15 protein-coding genes and 1 tRNA gene are annotated in these 23,718 nt (G+C 62.1%); 8 read left to right on the top strand and 8 right to left on the bottom strand.

The window, feature by feature from the left end:
- The first annotated feature begins 348 nt into the window (after positions 1–348).
- Positions 349–1,311 carry a transglutaminase-like domain-containing protein gene (locus ACYQ6J_RS14125; RefSeq protein WP_460184832.1) on the top strand — a complete coding sequence of 321 codons (963 nt, stop codon included), beginning with the start codon at positions 349–351 and terminating at the stop codon, positions 1,309–1,311.
- A gap of 99 nt (positions 1,312–1,410) precedes the next feature.
- Here the strand turns inward: ACYQ6J_RS14125 and clpB are convergent, their stop codons facing one another.
- Complete coding sequence (gene clpB / locus ACYQ6J_RS14120) at positions 1,411–4,059, bottom strand: ATP-dependent chaperone ClpB (protein WP_460184831.1); 2,649 nt, start codon at positions 4,057–4,059, stop codon at positions 1,411–1,413.
- 245 nt (positions 4,060–4,304) lie between these two features.
- On the bottom strand, positions 4,305–6,215 hold the full coding sequence (dnaK, locus tag ACYQ6J_RS14115; protein WP_460184830.1) for a molecular chaperone DnaK: 1,911 nt from the start codon (positions 6,213–6,215) through the stop codon (positions 4,305–4,307).
- A 629-nt stretch (positions 6,216–6,844) separates the two neighbouring features.
- On the opposite strand from dnaK, the gene ACYQ6J_RS14110 reads away from it, so the two are divergent.
- On the top strand, positions 6,845–8,563 hold the full coding sequence (locus ACYQ6J_RS14110; RefSeq protein ID WP_460184829.1) for a diguanylate cyclase: 1,719 nt from the start codon (positions 6,845–6,847) through the stop codon (positions 8,561–8,563).
- A 79-nt stretch (positions 8,564–8,642) separates the two neighbouring features.
- Here the strand turns inward: ACYQ6J_RS14110 and ACYQ6J_RS14105 are convergent, their stop codons facing one another.
- From ACYQ6J_RS14105 to ACYQ6J_RS14095, 3 genes are all read right to left on the bottom strand, one after another.
- A complete protein-coding gene (locus ACYQ6J_RS14105; RefSeq protein WP_460184828.1) occupies positions 8,643–9,941 on the bottom strand; it encodes an ABC transporter permease in 1,299 nt (432 codons plus the stop codon).
- A 52-nt stretch (positions 9,942–9,993) separates the two neighbouring features.
- Positions 9,994–10,689, bottom strand: a complete 696-nt coding sequence (locus ACYQ6J_RS14100; RefSeq protein ID WP_460184827.1) for an ABC transporter ATP-binding protein — start codon at positions 10,687–10,689, stop codon at positions 9,994–9,996.
- Between the two features lie 145 nt (positions 10,690–10,834).
- Positions 10,835–12,835 (bottom strand): ABC transporter ATP-binding protein, encoded by a 2,001-nt coding sequence (locus tag ACYQ6J_RS14095; protein WP_460184826.1) that lies wholly within the window; start codon positions 12,833–12,835, stop codon positions 10,835–10,837.
- Between the two features lie 334 nt (positions 12,836–13,169).
- On the opposite strand from ACYQ6J_RS14095, the gene ACYQ6J_RS14090 reads away from it, so the two are divergent.
- A tRNA-Ser gene (locus ACYQ6J_RS14090) sits at positions 13,170–13,252 on the top strand.
- A gap of 124 nt (positions 13,253–13,376) precedes the next feature.
- On the opposite strand, the gene ACYQ6J_RS14085 is transcribed toward ACYQ6J_RS14090, so the two are convergent.
- From ACYQ6J_RS14085 to csrA, 3 genes are all read right to left on the bottom strand, one after another.
- Positions 13,377–14,783, bottom strand: coding sequence for an alginate export family protein (locus ACYQ6J_RS14085; RefSeq protein WP_460184825.1), 1,407 nt, complete (start codon positions 14,781–14,783; stop codon positions 13,377–13,379).
- A gap of 277 nt (positions 14,784–15,060) precedes the next feature.
- On the bottom strand, positions 15,061–18,183 hold the full coding sequence (gene glnE / locus ACYQ6J_RS14080; protein ID WP_460184824.1) for a bifunctional [glutamate--ammonia ligase]-adenylyl-L-tyrosine phosphorylase/[glutamate--ammonia-ligase] adenylyltransferase: 3,123 nt from the start codon (positions 18,181–18,183) through the stop codon (positions 15,061–15,063).
- A gap of 502 nt (positions 18,184–18,685) precedes the next feature.
- Positions 18,686–18,901: a carbon storage regulator CsrA gene (csrA, locus tag ACYQ6J_RS14075; protein ID WP_460184823.1), complete on the bottom strand. Its 216-nt coding sequence runs from the start codon at positions 18,899–18,901 to the stop codon at positions 18,686–18,688.
- An 858-nt stretch (positions 18,902–19,759) separates the two neighbouring features.
- Here csrA and ACYQ6J_RS14070 point away from each other — a divergent pair.
- From ACYQ6J_RS14070 to ACYQ6J_RS14050, 5 genes are all read left to right on the top strand, one after another.
- The gene (locus ACYQ6J_RS14070; RefSeq protein WP_460184822.1) at positions 19,760–20,317 is read left to right on the top strand and encodes a 4Fe-4S binding protein; all 558 of its coding nucleotides are present in this window, start codon (positions 19,760–19,762) and stop codon (positions 20,315–20,317) included.
- A gap of 84 nt (positions 20,318–20,401) precedes the next feature.
- Positions 20,402–20,842, top strand: a complete 441-nt coding sequence (locus tag ACYQ6J_RS14065; protein ID WP_460184821.1) for a DUF2203 domain-containing protein — start codon at positions 20,402–20,404, stop codon at positions 20,840–20,842.
- A gap of 167 nt (positions 20,843–21,009) precedes the next feature.
- The gene (locus ACYQ6J_RS14060; RefSeq protein WP_460184820.1) at positions 21,010–21,675 is read left to right on the top strand and encodes an NADH-quinone oxidoreductase subunit A; all 666 of its coding nucleotides are present in this window, start codon (positions 21,010–21,012) and stop codon (positions 21,673–21,675) included.
- 92 nt (positions 21,676–21,767) lie between these two features.
- A complete protein-coding gene (locus ACYQ6J_RS14055; RefSeq protein WP_460184819.1) occupies positions 21,768–22,298 on the top strand; it encodes an NADH-quinone oxidoreductase subunit C in 531 nt (176 codons plus the stop codon).
- 82 nt (positions 22,299–22,380) lie between these two features.
- Positions 22,381–23,583 carry an NADH-quinone oxidoreductase subunit D gene (locus ACYQ6J_RS14050; protein ID WP_460184818.1) on the top strand — a complete coding sequence of 401 codons (1,203 nt, stop codon included), beginning with the start codon at positions 22,381–22,383 and terminating at the stop codon, positions 23,581–23,583.
- Positions 23,584–23,718: the final 135 nt, after the last annotated feature.

Here is a 23,718-nt window from a genome sequence, read left to right as displayed (position 1 = left end):
AGCTTTGCTCCGGCATCCCCGACGTGAGCGTTGACCTCGGAACGATTTCCGCGTGCCGAATCCCTCCCGGCGAACGGTCGGCGGAGGGGCTGCGGATGTGTCCCGCCCCCAAGCACGCGGCGACGCTGCGTGAGGATAGCGCGAGCAGGACTCGAAAAGCACGGCCTATTTTTCGCATGTCCCGCAAACTGTGTATCGTATGATAAAGAAGGAAGAGGAAGCATCGTCCGGCACGGTGCAATCACGGTCGCCGTCGCGGGGGCATTCCGTGGCAGCGCTACGGGTCATGACGGGGCCGGTTCCTACGGCGACGGCGTCCCGAGTTTACTTGTCGGGGAACAAACAGCCATGTTTAGATTCTTGATAGCATCGGTCGTGTTGTGGGGTTGGCTCGTGGCGTGCCGTCCCGGGTTCGGGCAGTTCAAGACCGAGGACGGCAAGGGCTGTCGCTTGGGCGACCCTGTGGTCATGCGTTGGCAGGCGGGTATGGTGATCACGGCGGCGGGCGGGGCCTGTCGCGGTATCAAAGGGACTGCGCCTATCCCGCGCGATTGGCCCGAACAACAGGTCGAAATCGTCGAGGAGGATATTTCCCCCGGCGTTTCCGTCCGCTATCAGACCGTGGATGGATTGGTCGATATGATGGTGGTGCAAATTCCGAATTTGCCGGGCGGAAAGGAGGCCAAGGCCGTAGTCACGGTGGAGGTCCGCCGATTCGTGCAGTTGCCCCCGGCGGATACTTCGATCTTTCGCATCCCCGAGACGCGGCAGATTCCCGTCGATGCCCGACCGTTCCTGGGAACCAGTCCCAAGATCGAATCCCGGGATCCCAAGATCGTCGCCAAGGCCAAGGAGATCTTTCCCGCCGAAGGCAAGGACTGGGACCGCGTGAAGGTGATTTACGATTGGGTCCGCGAACACGTGACGTACAAGCAGAACACGCCGCTCCGCGGGGCCTTGGCGGCGTTGAAGGACGGGACCGGCGACTGCGAGGACATGACGTCGTTGTTCATCGCGCTTTGCCGGGCCTTGGGCATTCCCTCGCGGACCGTTTGGGTGCAAGGGCACTGCTATCCGGAGTTCTTTCTCGTCGACGACGAGGGCAAGGGCTACTGGTTCCCCTGCCAAGTGGCGGGCACGGAGGCCTTCGGCGAAATGCCCGACCTGCGGATCATCCTGCAAAAGGGCGACAATTTTCGATCTCCCATCAACTCCCGGGAACGGGTCCGCTACTTGGCCGAGACGCTGACCGGCGGGAGCGCCGGGGCCGATCCCACCGTGCGATTCATCCGCCAACGCGTTGCGGAATGACCGTTCGACGGCGACTCTCGGCACAAGGCGCGTAAAAAAGCGCCGCCGAGTCGCCCCGGCGGCGCGCTTCTGCGGGCGACGGGAGTGAGGCCCGAGCGATCAATCCTCCACGGGTTCCGCCTCCACGACGCGTTGGAAGCTGAACTCGCCCAGATCGTAATCCACGCGAACCGTCATGCCCTCCCAGTCGCTCTCCTTGAGGAGTTCGACGGCGAGGGGGTTCTCGATCTGCTGCTGAATGACGCGCTTCAGCGGTCGCGCCCCGTACGTGGGATCGTATCCCAACTCGGCAACCGCCTCGATCGCACGATCGGTCACCTCCAACCGGACGCCCTTCTCGGCCAGACGACGGCGGAGTCGGTCGATCTGGATTTGGGCGATCTTGTGGATCTGGTCGCGCCGCAAGGGATGGAAGATGATGGTTTCGTCCACGCGGTTGAGGAACTCGGGCAGGAAGTGATGCCGCAGGGCCTCCTGCACCGCCCGGCGAATCTCCTCCTCGCGTCCCCCGCTCCGCGTGATCTCTTGGATGGCCTGACTGCCGATGTTGGAGGTCATCACGATGATGGTATTGGTGAAATCCACCGTATGGCCTTGATTATCGGTCAACCGCCCGTCATCCAGCACTTGCAGCAGGATGTTGAACACGTCGCGGTGGGCCTTCTCGATCTCGTCCAGCAGGATCACGGCGTAGGGTCTGCGGCGGACCGCCTCCGTCAGCATCCCGCCCTCTTCGTAACCAATGTAGCCGGGCGGGGCGCCGATCAGACGGCTTACCGTGTGCCGTTCCATGAACTCGCTCATGTCCAGTCGGACGACGGCGTTTTCATCGTCGAACAGCACCTCGGCCAGGGCCTTGCACAACTCGGTCTTGCCCACGCCGGTGGGGCCCAAGAAGATGAAGGACCCGATCGGTCGCTTGGGATCTTGCAATCCGGACCGACTGCGGCGGACGGCGTTGGCGACCGCCCGGACCGCCTCGTCCTGCCCCACCACGCGCAGGTGCAACCGCTCTTCCAGCACGATCAGCTTGGCCCGCTCGGTCTCCATCATCCGCGACACGGGCACGCCCGTCCACGCGCTGACGACCTCGGCGATCTCTTCTTGGCCGACCTCCAACCGCAACAAGCGGCGGTCGTCGGAGACGGGATAGGCCGACTCCTTGTCCTCCAGCGCTTTTTGCAACTGTCGCCGCCGGATGTCCAATTCGTAGAGGCGCTGGTAGTCGGCCTCGGGCACCATGCTCCCGGACGATTGCTTGTCCTTGATGCCGGCCTGGAGTTGATTGAACTCGTGTTCCACCTGCTGCGATTCCTGCCGCAGCTTTTGGATTTCCTCGAGGGCGGCCTTTTCGTTTTCCCATTGCAACCGCAAATCCTGCAACTCCTTGCGGAGCTTGGTAATCTCCTCTTGGATTTCGCGGCGGCGTTCCTTGGCGTGCTCTTCGCTTTCCTCGGCCAATTGGCGCTCGGCCAATTCCAGTTGCACGACTCGGCGTTGCAGTTGGTCGATTTCGACGGGCACGCTTTGCAACTCCATGGCCAATCGGCTCATGGCCTCGTCCACCAGGTCGATGGCCTTGTCGGGGAGGAAACGGTCGGTGATGTAGCGGTGCGACAGATGGGCCGCCGCCACCAAGGCCGAATCCTTGATCTTCACGCCGTGATGGGCCTCGTAACGGGGCTTCAAACCGCGCAGAATGGCGATCGTATCCTCGAGGGAAGGCTCTCCCACGTACACCGGTTGGAAGCGGCGTTCCAGGGCGGCGTCCTTTTCGATGTACTTGCGGTATTCGTCGAGCGTCGTGGCCCCGATGCACCGCAACTCGCCCCGAGCGAGCGCCGGCTTGAGCAAATTGGCGGCGTCGGAACCGCCTTCGGCGCGACCGGCCCCCACCACGGTGTGCAGTTCGTCGATGAACAGGATGACGTTGCCGCCGGCCCCCTCCACTTCCTTCAATACCGCCTTGAGTCGTTCCTCGAATTCGCCGCGGTACTTGGTCCCCGCCACCAAGGCCCCCATGTCCAGCGCGATGAGCCGCTTGTTCTTCAGGTTTTCGGGCACGTCACCGTCCACGATGCGGAGGGCCAGGCCTTCCACGATGGCCGTCTTGCCCACGCCCGGATCGCCGATCAGAACCGGATTGTTCTTCGTCCTGCGCGAAAGGACCTGCATCACGCGGCGGATCTCTTGATCGCGGCCGATGACCGGATCGAGCTTGCCGCGCCGCGCGCGTTCCACCAGATCGATGCCGTAGCGTTCCAGGGCTTGATACTTGGACTCGGCGTTGGGGTCTTCCACGCGGCTATTGCCCCGCACCGCGCGCATGGCCTCGCGAATCTCCTTCTCGCCCACGGCGTTGAGTTGCAGGATGTCCTTGGCCTTGGAAGGCGCCTGGGCCAGTCCCAGCAGCAGGTGCTCGGTGGAGACGAACTCGTCCTTCATCGCGTCGGCGGCCCGTTGCGCGTGCTCCAGCACTTTCATCAGCGCGGCGGAAGGCTGCCGCTGGGCGTCGCCCGAGATGCGAGGCAAACGTTGCAATTCGGCTTGGAGCATCCGCTCCAAGTGGCCGAACTGGACGCCGATCCGCTGGAGCATGGGCCGGACGATGCCGTCTTTTTCATTCAAAAGCGCCTCCAGCAGATGCAGCGGATCGATTTCCGGATTCTGCCGATCGGCGGCCCGAGACTGCGCCTCGGCGACCGCCTCCTGGGCCTTGATGGTCAGTTTGTCGAAACGAAATGCCATGGGAATATCCTCCTTTTGAATTTCTTTCTTTCTCGTTATGCGTTGATTTCTTGGATGCTTTGGGGACCCGCGGACGGCCGAAGCCGCTGCTAGGGCCGGCTCGCGGTCGGGTGGGGCGTCGGGGAGACGCGCTCAGCCCGTAAAAAAGGCCGCCTCGATCGCTCGCGCGATCCCAAAGCGGCCTTGGTCGTTTTCGTAAAGGCTCGGACGATCGGGACGCTTCGCCGTCGCCCGAACTCGGCGGATCACTTCACCTCGAATTCGGCGTCGATGGTGTCGTCATCCTTGCCTTTGTCGGAGGCGGCGCCGGCGGACGCGCCCGCGGTCCCCGCGGCGGCGGCACCGGCCCCGGCGGCACGCTCGTACAGCGTCTTGCTGAACGCGTGCACGGCGGCCTCCATCTCCGCGATGGCCGACTTGATCCGCTCCGCGCTGTCGGCCTTGGCGGCTTCCCGGGTCTTCTCGATCGCGCGTTGGATCGCCTGCCGATCCGATTCGCCGAGCTTGCTTTCGTTATCCTTCAGCAGCTTTTCGGTCTGCCAGCAGAGGTTGTCGGCCTTGTTGCGGAGTTCGGCCAACTCGCGTTTGCGTCGGTCTTCCTCGGCGTGCGATTCGGCCTCCCGCCGCATCCGCTCGATCTCGTCCTTGGAGAGACCCGCGGATTGCTCGATGCGGACCTTCTGCTCCTTGCCGGTGCCCAGGTCCTTCGCCGACACGTGCAGGATGCCGTTGGCGTCGATGTCGAAGGTGACTTCGATTTGCGGGACGCCTCGCGGAGCGGGCGGGATGCCCTCCAGGTTGAACATGCCCAACAGTCGGTTGTCGGCGGCCATCTCGCGCTCGCCCTGATAGACCTTGATGGTCACCGCGGTCTGGTTATCGTCGGCGGTGCTGAAGACCTGCTTGCGCTCGCACGGGATCGTGGTATTGCGTTCCACGATGCGGGTCATGATGCCGCCCAGCGTCTCGATGCCAAGTGACAGCGGCGTGACGTCCAGCAAGAGCACGTCCTTGACCTCGCCCGCCAGCACGGCGCCCTGAATGGCGGCGCCCACCGCCACGACCTCGTCCGGGTTGACGCCCTTGTGCGGTTCCTTGCCGAACATCTGCCGGACCAGTTCCTGCACCTTGGGTATCCGCGTGGAACCGCCGACTAGAACCACCTCGTCGATGTCCTTTGGCGAAAGCCGCGCGTCTTGCAGCGCCAATTCGACGGGCTTGCGGCAACGCTCCACCAGATGATCGACCAAGCGCTCGAACTGCGACCGCGTGATGGTCATTTGCAAGTGCTTGGGACCGCTCGCGTCGGCGGTGATGAAGGGCAGGTTCAGTTCCGTCTGCTGCACCGAACTGAGTTCCTTCTTGGCCTTTTCACAGGCCTCTTGCAACCGCTGGAGGGCCATGGGGTCCTTGCGGAGGTCGATGCCGTATTCCTTCTTGAATTCGTCGGCCACGTAATCGACCAACGCCCGGTCGAAATCATCGCCGCCCAAGTGCGTGTCGCCGTTGGTGCTGATGACGCGGAACACGCCGTCCGCCACTTCCAGGACCGACACGTCGAACGTCCCGCCGCCGAGGTCGAAGACCACGATCTTTTCCGAGGTCTTCTTGTCCAAACCGTAGGCCAATGAAGCGGCGGTCGGTTCGTTGATGATGCGGACGACCTCCAAACCGGCGATCTGACCGGCGTCCTTGGTAGCCTGCCGTTGGGCGTCGTTGAAGTACGCCGGCACGGTAATGACCGCCTTGTTCACACGATGACCCAGATAGGACTCCGCCGCCTCCTTGAGCTTTTGCAAGACCTTGGCCGAGATCTCAGGCGGCGTGTATTCGCGATCGCCGATCTTGACCTTCACGTACTCGCTGGAGTCGCCCACGATTTGATACGGAACAATCGTTTCCTCCGATTGAACCTCTTCGCGACGGCGACCCATGAATCGCTTGATCGAATAGACGGTCCGCTTGGGGTTGGTAATCGCTTGACGTTTTGCAGGCTCGCCGACCAAGACTTCGCCCTTTTCGGTGAACGCCACCACGCTGGGGGTCAGGCGGTTTCCCTCTTGATTGGGGATCACCTTGACTTCTTTCCCCTCCATGACGGCCACCACCGAGTTGGTCGTACCCAGGTCGATACCGATGATTTTTTCTTCAGCCATCGAGGCGACTCCTTTTATGCGTGAATGTTGTTTGTTAGCTCGAGAAACCCTTTGCCGCCGGAATGACGCCGAACCGTACCGCTCCGGTACCGGATTGAAAACGACGCGGGGTCTCGCATGACCCCTCTTCACGTAGGCGAGAGTCTTTTTATGCAAACCGCGCGCCGCGTGTATCAAGAGCGTGGAAATATAGCCGCAAGTCTTTTATTTGGAGCACTTTATGTCGAAAAGTAGAGATTCGTCGCAGACCGGGCAATCTTTACAAGAGAGATGAACTGCCAAAATGGCACCCGATTTTGGTAGCGGTCGGACGCCGCTCGCCGCCTTCCGCGTCGAGGAGCGTCCCGCGACTTGCCGGCCTTCTGCCTGAAGAGTCCCGCCTGCGACCGCAGAACATCAAACCGGTTCAAGGGGGTTTGTAGCGATGCCCGCGATTATTCCGATCCAGCCGGTCTTGGGGGAATTTGCGCTGGGGACGAGTGTGATCGTACTAAAAGAGGAGCCTTGCTCGCCGTGTCTAAGAATATTTTGCGATTTCGTCTCTTGCAGCGCGCCGACCGTAACCTACCTTTTTCTGACCAAGCCTAGTGCACCTGTGAATGGATCCCTGCTATTGACGAAAGGTTGGTATGACGGAAAAAGAAGCCGCTAATTCGCATGTCTTGCCGGCGGCGGAGGGGGAGGCCCTCGTAACGGCCTTCGAGACTCCGTCGAGGGACGCTGCGTGCCCCGTGGAACCGCCGCCGCCGGACGCCGCGATCAAGGTTCTCGTCGCCGACGATGACGCCGCGGTTCGCCGTTTGGTATGTCATCTCTTGCGAAGCGAGCACTACGAAGTTCTGGATGCCGCCGACGGCGCCGAGGCATTCCAGACCGTTCTTCGGGAACGCCCTGATATCGTCTTGACCGACTGGGAAATGCCGCACGTGGACGGCCCCGCCTTGTGCCGGCGGATTCGGGCGGCAGATCTGTCGTACTACGTTCACGTCCTCCTTCTCACCGCGCGGAATACGCCGGAAAACGTCGTTCACGGTCTGCAAAGCGGGGCGGACGACTATCTCACCAAACCGGTACAAAAGGCGGAACTGTTGGCCCGACTGAACACCGCCCGGCGGATCGTTGCGGCCAACCGCCAAACCGCCCGGCTGGCGCGGACCGACGCCCTCACCGGATTGTTGACCCAGCGGAGTTTCTTCGAGCACCTTTATCATCACTACTCCCTGGCGAAACGTCACGATGCGCCCCTATCCTGCGCCGTAGTGGACTTAGATTACTTCAAGCGGATCAACGACGTTCACGGACACCTGACGGGCGACCTTGTACTACGGACCGTGGGCGAAACACTGCGCAAGCTATCGCGCGATTCGGATATCGTCTCGCGGCACGGCGGCGAGGAGTTTTGCATTCTTCTGCCCAATACGGACGAGGCCGGCGCCGAAATTTGGGCGGAACGGCTTCGCCGGGCGATTGCCGCGCAAGGCATCCGTACCGAATCGGGTGAGGAGCTTTCCGTCACGTGCAGCGTCGGCGTGGCGGGTCTGCGCGAAGACGTTTTGACCGCCGAGCAACTAGTGGATCGGGCGGATCAAGCCCTGCTGTGTGCAAAACGATACGGGCGGAATCGTGTCGTCCCCTACCTGGCCGTTGTGGACGGCGGCATCGATGCGCGCGAAGGAGCGGGGCAAACGGATGTCTTCGAGGGCGTCACGGCGCAGGACGTCATGACGCCGATTGTCAGCCCGCTGCGGGCGGATACCCCCACTCGCAACGCCGCCGACTTCTTTCTGCGTTCTCGAACTACCTCCGCCCCGGTGGTTGATGACGACGGCAAATTGGTCGGCGTATTATCGGAAAAGGATTTGATGGTCGCGATTGCCACTTTGGACGAGTGGCAGCGGCCGGTGTCGCAGTTGATGCAGCGGCAAGTCATAGCTTACGAGGAGAACACGCCCCTCCGCGTCATTTACGAGTTCTTGTGCCGCGTCGCCTTGCGGCGCATCGTTGTTGTGCGGAACGGAGAGCCTGTGGGCGCCATCAGTCGCGGGACGCTGCTCCGCTGGTTCCACTGCCGGCTTGCCGCGTTGGGCAGGATCCCGGAGGGACAGGCCGCGGAATCCGTATCGGCCGACCAAGGCAAACGAGAAGTGCTCATCCGTACCGCCCGACGCATTGCGGGCGAGGCCGAGGAATTCATCCGCGAACTGGAGGGCGACGCGATGAATTTGCAGGCCCTGGTGATCGCTACGGCTACCCAGTTGCAGGGTCTCGCCACGGACTTGCTCTCGCAATCGGGAGGCCAACCCTGTGCAAGCGGCCCCTTCTTCTCGATGGGCGCCAATCCGGAATAACGGCGCGACGACCGCCACGTGCCGCCGCAGGAATAGCCGCCGACCCTGCGACCGAAAGGCCGCATTTCGGGGCAGCGCGTCAGCCTCCGCGGGACAGGGCCTTGGCCACGTCCGTGCGATAGGCGATCAAAGCCGGCATGTAGCCCACAAGGGAGGCCAGCGCGATCAGGCCGGGGATCAATACCAATTCGATCGGCTGCGCACTCAGCGCGCTGATGCGAATGCCGGTCTGCTCGAAGATGGTGCCGGAGAAGGCCCCGATCAGCCCGTGGCCGAGAAGGACTCCCACCGCTCCGCCGCCCAACGAGAGGAGGATCGACTCCAGCAGGACGACGAGCATCACGGTACTGCGCTTGGCCCCCAATGCCCGCATGACGGCGATTTCCAACTGGCGCTCGGCCATGGAATTGTAGATGCTGACCATCAGTCCGATGCCCGCCGTGACGACGATCATGACGGCGAAAATGAGCAGCACGGTTTGGATGTTGCCTAGCAATCCCTCGAACAACTTGGCGACCTCTTCGCTCGGGACCACCGCTTGCAGGCCGGGCGAGTCGCGAACGATCAAGCGGGGCAATTCCAAGGCTCGCGCGGAGTTGGTCCAGTCGCGTTTGACCAGTACGGCGGTCAGTGCCCGCTGGTCACCGGCGTCGCGGTGCTCGTCGGCGTCGGCCTCGGCGGCGGCATGATCCGTCTCCGGCGACGCCTCCGCCTCCATCGCCTGATCGTGGTGGTGCTGTTCCCAGAAACCGCGGATGTTGATGAACAGGACGCGATCGACGGGCGTCCCGGTGGGCTTGAGCACGCCGGTGATTTCGTATTCCTCGGCGTGTTCATGCGTACCCTGACCGGAGGTCGTGTGCGCGATCTTGAATTTGTCGCCCACTCCCAGGCCGGTTCGCCGGGCGACGGTGGCCCCGATCACCGCTTGCCACGGTTGATCGGCCGCGAAATTGTTCCCCGTCTCGAATTCGTACGATCGGTCGCCGAAATAACGGAAGGTCTCGAACATCTCGGGGACGGTTCCCACGGCGGGGAACCCGGCGTAGAACCCGCCCATGCAGACGGGGATGGCCGCCTCCACCTCTCCCGCGAAGCGCCCGCTGTGCAAGTCTTCGTAGACTTCGTAGGGAATGGTGCCGCGAGGGGTTTGCAGATAATAGACGGTACTCAGCACCAGCTCCAAGGGACCGCCCCGGGCAGGGCCGACGATCAGGTCGTAGCCCTGCGAACTTCGCTTGAACGAATGGTCTAGAATCTGATAGATCACCAATACGGCCACGACCAGGGCCACGCCCAGCGCCATGGAAAACGCCGTCAACGCCGACGAGACGGCCCGATGTTGAATGCTTCGCCAAGCGATTTTCCACAGATTCATGGCAGCATCTTCGAATTTGAGGGGAATAGGTAGGACGCGGGAGCGACGGCGGTCAGTTCTTGCCGCTCAGAACCAGGTTGATCTCGGCCAGGTGAACCAACCGAGGGAATTGGGCCGCCACTTCGGGACTGTGCGTCACCAGAATCAGGGCCACGTTTTCCTCGCGGCAACCCTCCCGCAGCAAATCCAGAATCACTTGCTGGTTTCCCGTGTCGATATTGGCGGTGGGTTCGTCGGCCAGGATCAGTTTGGGGCGATTGGCCAGTGCCCGCGCGACGGATACCCGCTGCTGCTCTCCGACTGACATCTGCCGGGGTCGGTGGTGCATACGATGGCCCAGTCCCACTCTCTCCAGCAGGTGCTTGGCCCGACCGACGTCCGGCTTGCCTCGCCCGAACGTCATCCCCAGCAGCACGTTTTCCAGCGCGGTAAAGGCGGGCAGCAAGTTGAAGGTTTGAAAGACGTAGCCAATGTTCTCGGCCCGAAAACGGTCGCTTTCCGCCTCCGATAGCAGGGTGATGTCCCACCCGTCAATGCGGACTTGCCCCTCGTCCGGGCGGCTAATGCCGGCGATCACGTGCAAGAGCGTCGTCTTTCCGCAACCGCTCTCCCCTACAATAACTACCTGCTCCCCCGCCTGAACGGTGAATTCCGGGATATCCAGGATGGGCAAGACTTCGCCGTCGGGCGTTTGAAACGATTTCCGCACGTCCCGCAAGACCAGCAGCGATTCTTCGGTAAACACCATGTGCGTGAACTCCCTGAGTCGCTTGCTCCTACGGTCCGTTGTCCGGCACGGTTCGGCAAGATTGCCCGCGCCCGGCGACAAGGGCTTTTCGGGGCGATATTCGGTCGTGGAATTGCCGCAATATGGGCCGATCCAGGCAACCGGCTCAAGCGGATGCTCGAAGCTCGTCGAATTGCAGGCTGAACAGTCGGCGGTACGCGTCGCACCGCAGCAGCAGTTCGTCGTGCGTGCCCTGCGCGACGATTCGACCGTCGTGGAGCATCATGATTCGGTCCGCGGCCTGAACTGCCGCCAAGCGGTGGGTGATGATGATCGTGGTCCGACCTTGGACGAATTTCTCCAGTGCCCGCTGAATCAATTGCTCGCTTTCCACGTCGATTTGGCTGGTGGCCTCGTCCAGGATCAGGATGGCGGGATCGCGCAGAATCGCCCGGGCCAGGGCGATCCGCTGGCGCTGACCTCCGGAAAGCAGGCTGCCCATCGGACCGACCACCGTGTGATATCCCTGAGGCAGTTCCTCCGTGATGAAGCGGTGGGCGTTGGCAGCCTGGGCGGCAGCGACGGCCTGCTCTTCGCTCGCCCCGGGAGAACCGTAGCGGATATTGTTCAGCACCGTGTCGTTGAACAGTAGCGGTTCCTGCGTTACCACACCGATTTGGCGCCGCAACGAACGCAACCGAATGTTCGGCAAGGGCACGCCGTCCAGCCGAATCTCGCCTTCAGTGGGGTCCGCGAAACGCGGAATCAAGGAGGCCAACGTGCTTTTGCCGCAACCGCTGGGACCCAGAATCACCAGGGTTTGCCCGAAGGGTATCTCCAGATCGATGTCGCGGAGGACCGGGCGATCGGCGGTGTAGGCGAAACCCACGCGGTCGAAGACGATGTGGCGGTGATGTCGCGGCACGGCGACGGCATGGGCGGCGTCCCGGACCTTGGGTTTGCGGTCGATCACGGCGTAGATTCGGTCCGCCGCCGCCGCCGCGCTTTGCAGGCCGGAAAACACGTCCGACAATTTGCGGATGGGATCGGCGGCCCCCGCCAAAAAGGCGTAGAACAGCACCAGGCTGGGCATGGAGATCGGCTGCGTGGCCATGGGAATCCCGAACAGCGTGGTCTGTTCGCGGAGGACCAGATAAGCGCCGGCCATCATCGCCAGGGAGATGATTCCGATCCCCAGGACCTCCGTCAACGGATTGGTGAGGGCGTCGTACCATGCGATTTTCAGACCACGGCGGAGATAGCGGCGACTGACCTCGCGGAATCGTCGCCGCTCGTGCGGCTCCATGGTGAAGGCCTTCACCGCCCGGATGGATCGAAAGGCCTCCTCCAGCGTGCCGTAGAGGATGGACATTTCCTCCATGGCCCGACGATTGGCGCGTTTGATACTGCGGCTCAATCGTCGCACGGCCCAAGCCGCGGGCGGCACGACCAGCAGCGAGACCAGCAAGAGGGGCCAACTGATGACGGCCGCGCCGATCAGGCAGGCCGCCATCTTCAGCGGTTCGCGAACCAGTTTGCCCGACAGAATGACCACGCCCCCGTACACGCATTGGATGTCGTGCGTGAATCGACTCATGAGGTCGGCCACCCCGTCGTTGCTGAACGTGTTGACATCCAGTTCCAGGGCGCTGCGGAAGAATCGCGTTCGCAGGTCGTAAACCACGCTCTGGGCCAGGTAGCCCACCAGCACGATATTCAGAACCAAGGCCGCACTCTTAATGACGGTGCCGACCAGTAGGGCGAGGATGACCAGGAGCAAGGTCTGGAACGGGTCGTCGGGCGTCCAGCGGTGAATCCAGGGGCGCAGACCCTGGTAGCGCGCGAGCAGCAGGTTCGCGTTCTTCAGTTCCTGCTCCAGCGATTGCGCGCGGAGTTTCGCGGTCGCGTCGATCGGCTTTGCACCGGCCTCCCCACGCAGTTGCCCCAACTCTTTTTCCAGTCGGACAATGTCCTGCCGAGTCTCGTCGATCTTCATATCCACCCAATAGTGGAGCGACTCGCCGCGGAAGGAGACCTCGACGATGGGATAGACAGCCGAGATGTTGCCGCCCCAAAGTACGCCGACCAGCACCGCCGTGACGGTGACGCCGCACAACACCCAAGGGTGACGAAAAACCAAAGCAAAGACGCGACCGAAATTACCCATCCCTGGTGCGATCCTGTCGGGCAAGACTTAGCGACTGTTCGGGACGTTCCATCCCCGGGGAGATCGAACCGCTCGGCCTCCGCGTCGGCGCTCAACGGCGATCTGATCCGGATGCACGGAAACCGGCAGTCATAACTTGTACCAAATTGCCGCTTCTCCACAAAGGCGAATCCACTCGGGCTTGGTCCGCCGATCGCCCGACCCACCGAGGTTCGACCGGACGCGCCTTCCGCCGGCGAGGCGACTATGCTTGGGCCGGGCACTCCGCGCTGACGTCATCGCCCGGGTACGCTATAATCCCCAAGAGGCGGTGCGAGATCACCGCCGCGGACTCGGAGGGTATGCGAATTGGTGAGCAGCCACACTGGAGATGTGGTGCCCCTTTTGGGGTTGCGGGTTCGAGTCCCGTGCCCTCCGCTGAGAACAGTCTCCCCGCTCGATCGGTCGGGTTTTCTCCCTGCTTTTCGCTCTTCGGGAGTTTTCCCGCTCTTTCCCCTTCCGGCGGTTCTTCGCTCGTCTATTGTCGCGGCGCGACGTAAGGTCAGAAATTCAGCGTGAATTGGGTGTAGAAGAAGTCGGCGTCGCCGCGATAGACCAAGCCGGGCGTGTCCTTGTAGTAGTCTCCCGCGAAGAAGTGCGAGTATCCGAACAAGATATCCGCCCGGGGAGAAAGTTGCCAAGTCGCGGTCAGGTCGATCTCTTGACCCAGGTAGGAGTCGGCGGGCGGATTGCCGCCGTTGAACGGCGACATCACGACCGTGTAGGGAACGTCCTTGGTGCTTTCCAGGAAAAACACGTAGTACCATGCGGCCAGCTTGAGCCGATCGCAGGGAGACAGCGTGAGTTGCACGTTGGGCGACTCGATGTTGCGTCGGCCGAACAGGTCCATGTATCCCAGATACTTGTGCGCCAGCGGGAAAAGATGATGGTATCCATTGCCTTGCGTCCGGGAACCGGAGGCCCAATCGTAGTAGGCCCATAAGGCTGGAGACCAAGGCAGTTCGGGAAACTTTCTTCCCAGCCCCAGCGTCCAGCTTCCGGCCTGGTGATCGCGCCCCTGAAACTTACCCAATTGCAGGTCCAATTCGGCCTCGTAGGACCACAGGCCCCGTTCGCCGGCCAGTCGGGTACCGAGGGTGTCGAACTCGAAATCGTCGCGTTCGTTTTCCAGGCGAAGGTAATAGATGTCCCAGGTGTTCTGCTTGCTCCATTTTCGCGTGGCATACAGTCCCCAGAACTCTTGATCGTAGTCGGGCGAATCGAACTTCTTGGCATTGACGGCGACGGGGCGGACCCAGAACGCGTCCACGTTCCACTGCTCACTCTGCCAAAAGAGCTTGTAACCCTCGAAGGTCCGTCGGGTATTGGCCCAATCGAGCGGCGAGACCGTCCGCTGGGCGCCGTAGATCAACTCTTGCCGACCCAGCCGCGCCGAAAGGGTTCCCGCCGCGCCTTCCCAGATTTGAACGTCGCCGAACAAGTTGAGCACGTCAGCCCGGTTTTCTTCGATCGGTCGCGGGGGAAAGTCCTCGTAGTTGCTGACGGCGTCGATGCCCTCGAAATAAAAGCGGAAACGTTCGGCGATTTCCACGTTTGTATAGAGCCGCGTGCGGTACAGCAGAAAGTCGTCATCGCGACCGGTCAATCCCAGCCCGCGCATGTTGCGCTCGCCGTGATAACGCAATCGGAATTGGCCGCCGACGTCGTAGGTGATACACGGACCAAGGCACAACCGCTTAAGCTGGTCGCCCAGATAAACGGAATCCGTCTCGGGACGGAGCAAATAACGGAAGTCATTGTCGTAGAAGACGGGCTTGTGGGAGGAAGCCGCGGGGTTTTGTGCCCGGGCGGGAAGGCCGCCGGCGAGACCGGCGGTCAACACCAGAATGCCGACCGCCCCCACCCATCCTTGCAAGCAAAGCCGGAACGTGCGCGCTCCGTTACGCATGGATCGAATCCTTCCTTCACGACCGCGAAAAAAACACGAAAAGGGGCCGCACACCGCGGCTTACCTGTGTTATCGGAGCGACCGACACGACAATTAAGGTTGAACTAAATGACGCTCGATTGGGTGTCCGCGGAACGTGGCGGCAGTAACGGTCAGGCAGGATTTGCGGATTGCGACCCGGGCCTCCGCGCGACCTGCGAGAACTCGCCAAAGACGAGAAGCTGCCAAAGAGGGTCGCAACCCCGTTGGTCCCCGAGGCTTGGGGGCCGGTCGTCTTCTAGGCCCGGGCGACCAGGTCTTCGAAGATTCGGCGGTTTTCGCGCAGGTAATCTTCGACTGTTCTTAGGAGGGCGGGCGGCCCGTCCGTACCCATCAAATGGCTGAGCTTGGTCAGTTCCGTCGGATCGCTCGGCAAGTTGTTTCTCGCCGTGATGCTGACCAGGCGCAGGCGGCCTTCCAATGTGCGGAGAAAGGTGAAGCTTTCCAGCAGGTAGCGATAGTCGCCCTCGTCCAATAGGCCCGCCTCGTGCAGATTCCGCAAGGCATCCCAGGTGGAAGGGGTCCGCACTTGGGGGCATTCGCGGCCGTAGCGCAGTTGCAGCATTTGCACGAGGAACTCGATATCCACGACGCCGCCCGGTCCGCGCTTGATGTCGAATTCCTTGGAGGCCGTCTCCTCCATACGACGGCGCATGTCGGCGATCTTGTCGCGGAATTCGTCCTTCCAGGGTTGCCCGAATGCGGCTTCGTGAATCACGTCCAGCACTCGCTCCCGAATTCGCGGCGAGGCAAAGACGACGCGGGCCTTGCAGAGGGCCTGGCGTTCCCAAAGGTCGGCCTCTCCTTCGCGGAAGTAGCGAGCGAATTCGTCCAGGGGAAAGACCAGGGTGCCGCTTTTGCCGGTCGGTCGCAGGCGCGCGTCGATCTGGTACAGGCGACCGTACGGACCCAGGTGCGACACCGCGCGGACGATCCGCTGCGCCCATTGGCTGAAGAAATGCTGATTCGTGGTGCCTTCGCGACCGCGTCCGTAGCGACCGCTCAACAGCGGAACGGTCTCGCCGTCGCCTTCGTAGAGGAAAACGACGTCCAGATCGGACTGGTAGCTCATTTCGCGACCGCCGAATTTGCCCATGCCGAGGATGATCATCTCGGCGCCCCGGTCCGCGGAATCGGCGTCGGCGAGCGTCGGTTGGCCGTACTTCAGCACCAGGCTCTCGTATTCCTTGGCGGCAATCTCCGTCAGGCACGTCTCGGCGACCTGCGTGATGACCCGCGTGATGGCTTCGTAATTGTCCCTGCCGAGGAGGTCGCGCGCACCGATTTGCAGAAGCTGATCGCTCTGAAAGGCGTGGAGGATCGGTTCGATGTCCTCGGCCGACTCGCAAAGATCTTGAAGCATCCGCTCCAGAAACTCGGGCGAGGGAAGGCGGTCCAGCACCAGACTGTCCATCAGGCTGTCGATCATGCCGGGGTGACTGACGAGCAAGCCGGATAGGAAGGGGCTGTAAGCGCACAGTCGGACGAAGAGCTTCAAGGTGGGCGGGTTGAATCGAAACAGTTCCCACAGCACGCCCTTGCCGCCCAACGAGTCGGCCACCTTGTCCAGCGTTACCAGCGTGGCGTCGGGATCGGGCGAGGCGCTGACGGCCGACAGCAGGGCCGGCGCGATGGAAGCCAAAAAGTGACGGCACCGCCGCGTCGAGAGAAAGGGAATCCGCTCCTCGGCCAGCGACATCAAATTGCGATAGGCTTGAAGCGGTTCCCGAAAGCGATAACGGGACAAGACTTCGCGGATAAGCTGCTCGGGCGGGTCGGGGTCCAAGACCAGATCGATCTCGGCGGTGGTTTCCTCGTCGTCTTCAAAGGCCTCTTGAAGCAGGTGGTTGAGGATGCGGCGGTTGCGCTGGGTGAATCGCCGGTAATCGGCTTCAAACGCGCGATCGGCCGGTTTCGTCTTGAGGTCGGGATAGCCCATCCGCATGGCCAACTTCCGCAATTCCTCGCGATCGGTGGGCAGGGAATGCGTCTGCAAGTCGAACATGATTTGCAGGCGATGCTCCAGCTTGCGGAGGAAATGGTAGCTCTGTTGCAGATGGAAGCTCTCTTCGTGGCTGAGCAGGCCGGCCTCCTCTAAGCGGGCTACGGCCTCCAAGGTATTGCCGGTCCGCACGGCCGGCATATCGCATCCGTGCAGTAATTGCAGGAATTGGATGGCGAATTCGATGTCGCGGATGCCTCCCCAACCGTTCTTGACGTCTTCGGCGTCGATGCCGTCGCGGCGCGCGCGGCTCTCGATGCGTCGGCGCAGCGATCTGATGCCGGAGATATCGGCGTGTCCGAGATAGCGCCCGTAGACCCAGGTCTCCAGTCGTTTCAGGAACTCGAAGCCCAGTTCCAAGTCTCCGGCCACGGGTCGGGCCTTGATGTAGGCCTGCCGCTCCCAAGTGCGACCGCGGACGTCGTAGTAATGCAGGGCGGCGGGAACGCTGACGGCGGCGGGCCCCTTGTCGCCTTCCGGGCTGAGTCGGCGATCGACTCGGTACACGGCCCCCAGTTCGGTCCGATGGGTCAAGAGGCGGATGATTTCCCGCACGACGTGCTGGAAGAACTCGGCGTTGTCCGCGCAGCGCGGCCCGGTCGTCGTGCCCTCGTCCTCGTAAATGAAGATCAAGTCGATGTCGCTGGAGTAATTCAGCTCAATGCCGCCGAGTTTGCCCATGCCCAGGATGAAGAGGCCCGCCGTGCCTCCGCCCGGGGTTTGCGGCCGACCGAATCGTTCCACGCACTTCGCCCAGGCAGTCCGCAAGGCCGCCTCCAGCACGGCGTCGGCCACGTACGAGATTTGCTGGGCCACCGTGAGCACGCTCTGGTTGCAAACGAAATCGCCGTAGGCGATTCGCAGCATTTGCCGCTGCTTGAAGCGTCGCAAGGCGTTGAGGATCTCGTGATCGTGCGCCAAGGCGCTCACTTCGTACGTCAACTCATCGACCAGTTCCTGCCTCGGCAAAGGCTCGCCCTGGGATACATGCAGGTAGTCATAGCTCTCCGGATCGCGGACCAGGATATCGCTCAGGTATTGGCTCGACGCGAAGATCTGGAGCAACGGACCCAGCGCCGCCGGTTCGCGATCGAAGAAGGCGGCCAGCGATAAGGGACTGCGGACCGCCGCGACAAATCGCTCCAGGTTGTTCAGAGCCATGTCGGGGTCGGCAAGGATGGGCAAGCTCGCCTTCAATTGCCGACAGAGCGATTCGGCCAGGTCCGGAGTAATACCCCGTGAGAGGATTTGCGACAGATTGGCGACCCCGAGTCGCGGGTCTCGTACCCGGCAATCACGAAGCCATTCCGCAGCGACCTCGGGCGACTGAAGGGTGCCGCCAAACGCGAGATGTTCCATGGCCGGCACTTTTGTGATCCGGTAAGACGGAAGGGAAAGCGACAGGCGCCGCCCAATCGGGTGCCGCAGTCGTGGGAATCGCACACGGACGGTCCCGCGCCATCGCGGAAATCACCGACTGCGAACCGCTACACACGGCGCAAGTGTCCTTACGACGCCGCCCGTAGCCGATGCGCATGGGCGGTCGCGACGGTTGGGCGGACCTGTTGACGACTATTAGACTATTGTGGAATCCGATCAAGGCCGCGGCAACCGGTGATCGCTTCGCGAGACGGGTTCTCATCACGAACGAACTCGCGGCTTACCGACGAGCAGGCGAGACAGGGAATCTCACCTCGCGTGGAAGATTCCAGGCGACGGGCGTCCTCGCTGGGAGACCGCAAGAACACAAAATAGGAATGAGGACCGGGAAGAGCGGTTACGGAGGGAAACAGCGGGGCGGGCCGATTTCACCTTGCGGGAAAGGGGAAATGGTCGCAAGCCGGACGCGGCGGGAAGTTTACTACGCTTGTGCGTCTCCCGCTGCCGGCTGATGATTCTCTTCGCCTTCACGACTCTTCGCGCGGATGGCGTCGAAAACCTCTCTCCGGTGGACCGGCACTTCCTTGGGTGCCGTAATTCCGAGGCGGACCTTGTCACCTCGGATGTCAACGACCACAATAGTGATCTGGTCGTTGATCACGATACTCTCGTTCTTCTTTCGAGCCAGAACTAGCATCCTTCCATCCTTTGCAGAAGCTGGCTGCGCAAACGACGGCGCGATCACGGCGCAGGGTGTGAGCGCGCGATGCAACAATTCACTATTCGACCTTACTTGCCTAAAGTCAATTTGTCAATCAAAATCCACGCTGCGGTTGACTGATTGGCATCCCCCTTTAGGGGAGTATTGGGCCTATCTAAAGTAATCTTTCGCCAATTTCGGCTGCGAATCGGCCAATCGAGGCCGCTGCAATCGCTGCATGCATTGCAATCGCCGCACCGGTTTATCGCGCCCTCCCTCGGCGAGATGTCCTGCCTCACCGTTTCACGGGTACTACTCTGATAATAACTATACACATTTTCAGTCATGTGTCAAGAAAGCGACACTTAAGGCGTTTCCAGCGTCCGCTGGATCTGTCGGAGTGGAACGGGAGCCGGCATTCCATTGGCGGCATCCCCGTGACCGGCGTTGACGAGCCCGCGCTTCAGTCCGTCCAGTTCACGTTGGATTTGCGGTCGCGGACCGCGCTTCCAGGGCTATTCGCCGCAGAAACCCGGTGCTTGGTTCCGGTTGGGCGATTCCAGCGGGGCTTTTCGCGCCCGATCTCGGTCCGGGGCCGATTTAGCCCAGGCAAGCCACGTTGGGCCGACGCTTTAGCTGGCGCTCGGCGTCTGCGTTGTCCCGTGCTCCAACACGTTTATAATTGTTAGACGCCTCGGCGATTGACTTTGGACGGCATTGCCGGGCGTCCGGTATCGGCGGACGAAGCGTCGTGCCGGGACGGGATCGCGTCACGACGATGAGGTTTGCGGTCCGGTAGCGAGGTTGCTTGCCTCTCCTGCCGAATCATTCCGAGCCTACATTTCGAGGGTGCTGATGTCCGGTATCGCGAACGCGACACAAGGTTTCGCTGCTTGGTGGCGGAACGTTTACTTGGCGGTGGCCACGACGGCGGAGGCCCTTTGGGTGACGCTGCGGACCTGGATTTCGACCTACAGCGCTCGCCGGGGCACCTTCACGCATGTGTACGAGTACCCGGAAAAACCGGCGGTCATCGCGCCCCGGTACCGCGGTTTCCACCGTTTCGACTTGACCTCGTGCATCGGTTGTGACCGTTGTGCCCGAGATTGTCCGGTGGATTGCATCTACATCACCAAGGAGCGCGTGCCGGGCCGCAAGGGTTTTCGGGTAACGTCGTTCGTGATCGACTATACCAAGTGCATGTTCTGTGCGTATTGCACCGAGAATTGCCCGGCCGATTGCATCTTCATGGGCTCTACGTACGACCTAAGCTGCTACTCGCGTGACGGTTGCATGGTCGATTTCGCCAGGCTTCCCCTCGAGGTGGCTTGGGGAAAGAATACGCTGAATCCCACCGCGGTGGCCCTTTCCAAGGCCGTCACGGAACCCGTGGATGAAGGTCCCGGCGCGTGAGCGGTTGTCGGATCGCGGCGGTACGTCGGTCGCCGGACGCGTCGCGCATGCTTCTCCAGGTCCCCTTCCGGATCGAACCGTGCCATGAACCGTGAAGATTCCGTCACTGATGAAGGCGCGTGGTTTTCCCTGCGGGAAGCCAACGAGCGATTGGCCGAAGCACGCCCGATCGTGGAACGCATGACGGCCTTGGCTGAGGATCTTTGGCTCCGCAAGGAACGACTGACGGAATTGAATCGCGGGGCGCGGGAGCGGCACCCCCTGTATCGCGAGGAAGTTGCCGCCATGGAGCGATCCCTCGAAGAGGACATGCTGCGATTGCAGGAGTACGTCCGAGAGATCGTGAGCCTGGGCGCCGAGGTCAAGAATCTTCGGGAGGGCATCCTGGATTTCCCGGCCAGGCTCGACGGGCGGCGGATTTGGCTCTGCTGGCGCCTGGGCGAACCGGAAATCCTCTTTTGGCACGAGTGGGAGACCGGATTTGCAGGGAGGCGACCCGTCTCGGAACTGCCGGAGCTTTCCTAAAGACCCCGGTTGCCCGTAATCCGGGCGGGTCGGCATCTCATCGGTCCCCATGCCCCTCCGGTACGAACGTTCCGCGGACTTGCATCGCAGGGGGGATGCCATACAATGGGATTTTTCAACGAGCAAGGTGGCGAATTTCGCAATCGCTCCGGGGGTGATAGGCTCGCATGACGCCGGTTTTGGTGGTCGGATACCTGCTGCTGTTCTTCGGCGCGGCCGTGGCCGTAGTGCTGGGCGGTCTTCTGATCGGCCGTCTGCTTCGCCCGAATAATCCCACACCCGTCAAAGGCGATATTTACGAGTGCGGGGAACCGGCCCTCGGCAGCGCGGACGTGCAATTCGATCTTCGCTTTTACGTCGTGGCCCTGGTCTTCCTGATTTTCGACGTGGAAGTGGCGTTTTTCTTTCCCTGGGCGACGGTGTTCGGCAAGGCCGCGCAGCTTAGCGATTCCCGCCTGCCGCCCGAGGCCCAGGTGATGCGGCTGAATGAGTTGGGCCTGCCGTCGGCGGTTCAACCGGCGAGGGAGGCACAACCGGGCGAAGATTCGGCCGACCCGACGACCAGGCAAGCGGCGGCTTTCGAAGCGGACGGCGGATTCGGCCCCGCTCCCGTTCGGGTCGCCGCGTACTCGTCCGATTTGCCGGTCAACCGGGCGGACGCGACCGAATCGCAAAGCGACATTCCCGCCTTCGGGCGACGACTGGCGCGGCTCGCCATGATCGATATCGCCGTTTTTTTCGGGATTCTGATGGTGGGCTTCGCATACGTTTGGTATCGGGGCGACTTGAACTGGATTCGCACGCCGCCGCAGGCCGGGGGCGGGACCGACTAGCCGAGCGCCCGCGGTCCGGGTAGTGCCATGGGTCCGGGCGGCGGTGCTCGATTCTCGTTAGGGAACGCGTCTCATAGCGGACGGGAGGTGTCGTGGATACCGCCGTGGTTGTGGAACGATTGAAGGCCCGATTCGGCGAGGCCGTCGAGGGCGTGCAATCGCCCGGGGGAGACGAGGCGATCGTGGTGTCGGCCTCCGTGCTGCCCGAGGTCTGCCGCTTTCTCCGCGACGACCCTGATTTGCGATTCGAGATGCTGAACTGCATCACGGCGGTCGATTACCTGCAAACCGATCCGAAAAAGGCGGCCAAGACGCCGTGGCAACCGCACTTGGAATTGTTGTATCACCTATCCAGCTTGACGCATCATGCCAGGTTGACGCTGAAGGTGATGTTGCCGCGATGGCAGGACGACGTGCCGGGCCGACTGCCGCAGGTGCCCAGCGTGACCGGCGTGTGGAAGGCGGCGGAGTGGCACGAGCGGGAGGTGTACGATCTGTCGGGCGTGGAGTTCACCGGCCATCCCGACCTGCGGCGGATACTCTGTCCCGAGGATTGGGAGGGACACCCGCTCCGCAAGGATTACCAGATGCCCAAGGAATATCACGGCATTCGAGTTCGATAGCGACCGGTCGGCGGTCGTCGCATTCCGCAAGACCGACGATCGACCGGTTTACCCATCAATAACGACAACGACTCGGGAAACCATGTCCGAAGATCGGGAATCCCTGGCGACGGTCGGGGAAATACGAACGGAAGAGTTGCTCATCAATATGGGCCCGCAGCACCCCAGCACGCACGGCGTGTTACGGGTGGTTTTGCGGACCGACGGCGAGTTGGTCTTGGACGCCGTCCCGCACATCGGCTACCTGCATCGCTGCGCCGAAAAGATCGGCGAAAACGTCACCGCCCGACAGTGGATACCCTACACCGACCGGATGGATTATCTGGCGGGCATGAATATGAACCTCGGGTGGTCGCTGACCGTCGAGAAGCTTTTGGGATTGCAGGTCACGGAAAAGGCCCGGCACCTTCGCGTCCTGATCGCGGAGTTGGGGCGTATCGCCAGTCACTTGGTCGCGGCGGGCACGTACGGCCTGGACCTGGGCAGTTTCACGCCGTTCATGTACTGCTTCCGCGAGCGGGAAAAGATCTTGAATCTTTTCGAGGCGGTCTGCGGCGCGCGATTGACGTACAGCTACATCACGATCGGCGGCATGATGGCCGACTTGCCGCCGGGATGGCTGGAGGAATGCGAGGCGTTTCTCGATCAATTCGAGCCTGTGATCGACGACCTGCACGACCTCCTGTCCACCAACGCCATCTTCATCAAGCGGACCGCCGGCGTCGGCGTGCTCTCGCGGGAGGATGCTTTGGATTACGGTTGCACGGGGCCCGTTTTGCGGGGTAGCGGCGTGGATTGGGACCTCCGGCGCGACGGCGATCCCTTTTACACCCGGATGTATGAGGGTTATGATTTCGAGACGGCGGTGTGCCGGGAGGGGAGCTATCCACGGAATCCGCCCTGTCCCGACGTCCCGCCGGAAGCGGTGTTGGGGGATTGCTGGCACCGCTTTTTCGTCCGCATGGTCGAGGTCGCCCAATCCATCCGGTTGGTACGGCAGGCGATGGAGTTTTACCGCAAGACGGATGGGGACATCGGGCGGCCCATCAAACTGAACGAAAAACTTCCGCCCGGCGAGGTCTATTTAGAGACCGAATGCCCCAAGGGACAGATGGGCTTTCTGGTGGTGAGCCAGGGCGAGGCGGTTCCTTGGCGCGCCCGAGCGAGGAGCAGCAGTTTCTGCAACTTGTCCGCCCTGCGGCATTTGTGCCGGAATTGCCTGATCGCCGACGTGCCCGCCATTGTGGGTTCGCTGGACATCGTGCTGGGAGAGGTGGATCGCTGATGGCGACCGCCCGGCGCGACGGACCGCGCGACCGAGAAGGGCGACCAAGAGGGGAGAAAGCGGCGGTCGGCGGCGGGCCGAATCGCTTCATGACGACATTCACGAAGATCGACGCGGCGCACACGAGAACCGAGC

The organism is Thermopirellula anaerolimosa (assembly GCF_054657335.1).
The sequence above is the reverse complement of the archived record's forward strand: the minus strand, read 5'-3'. Positions and strand labels throughout refer to the sequence as shown.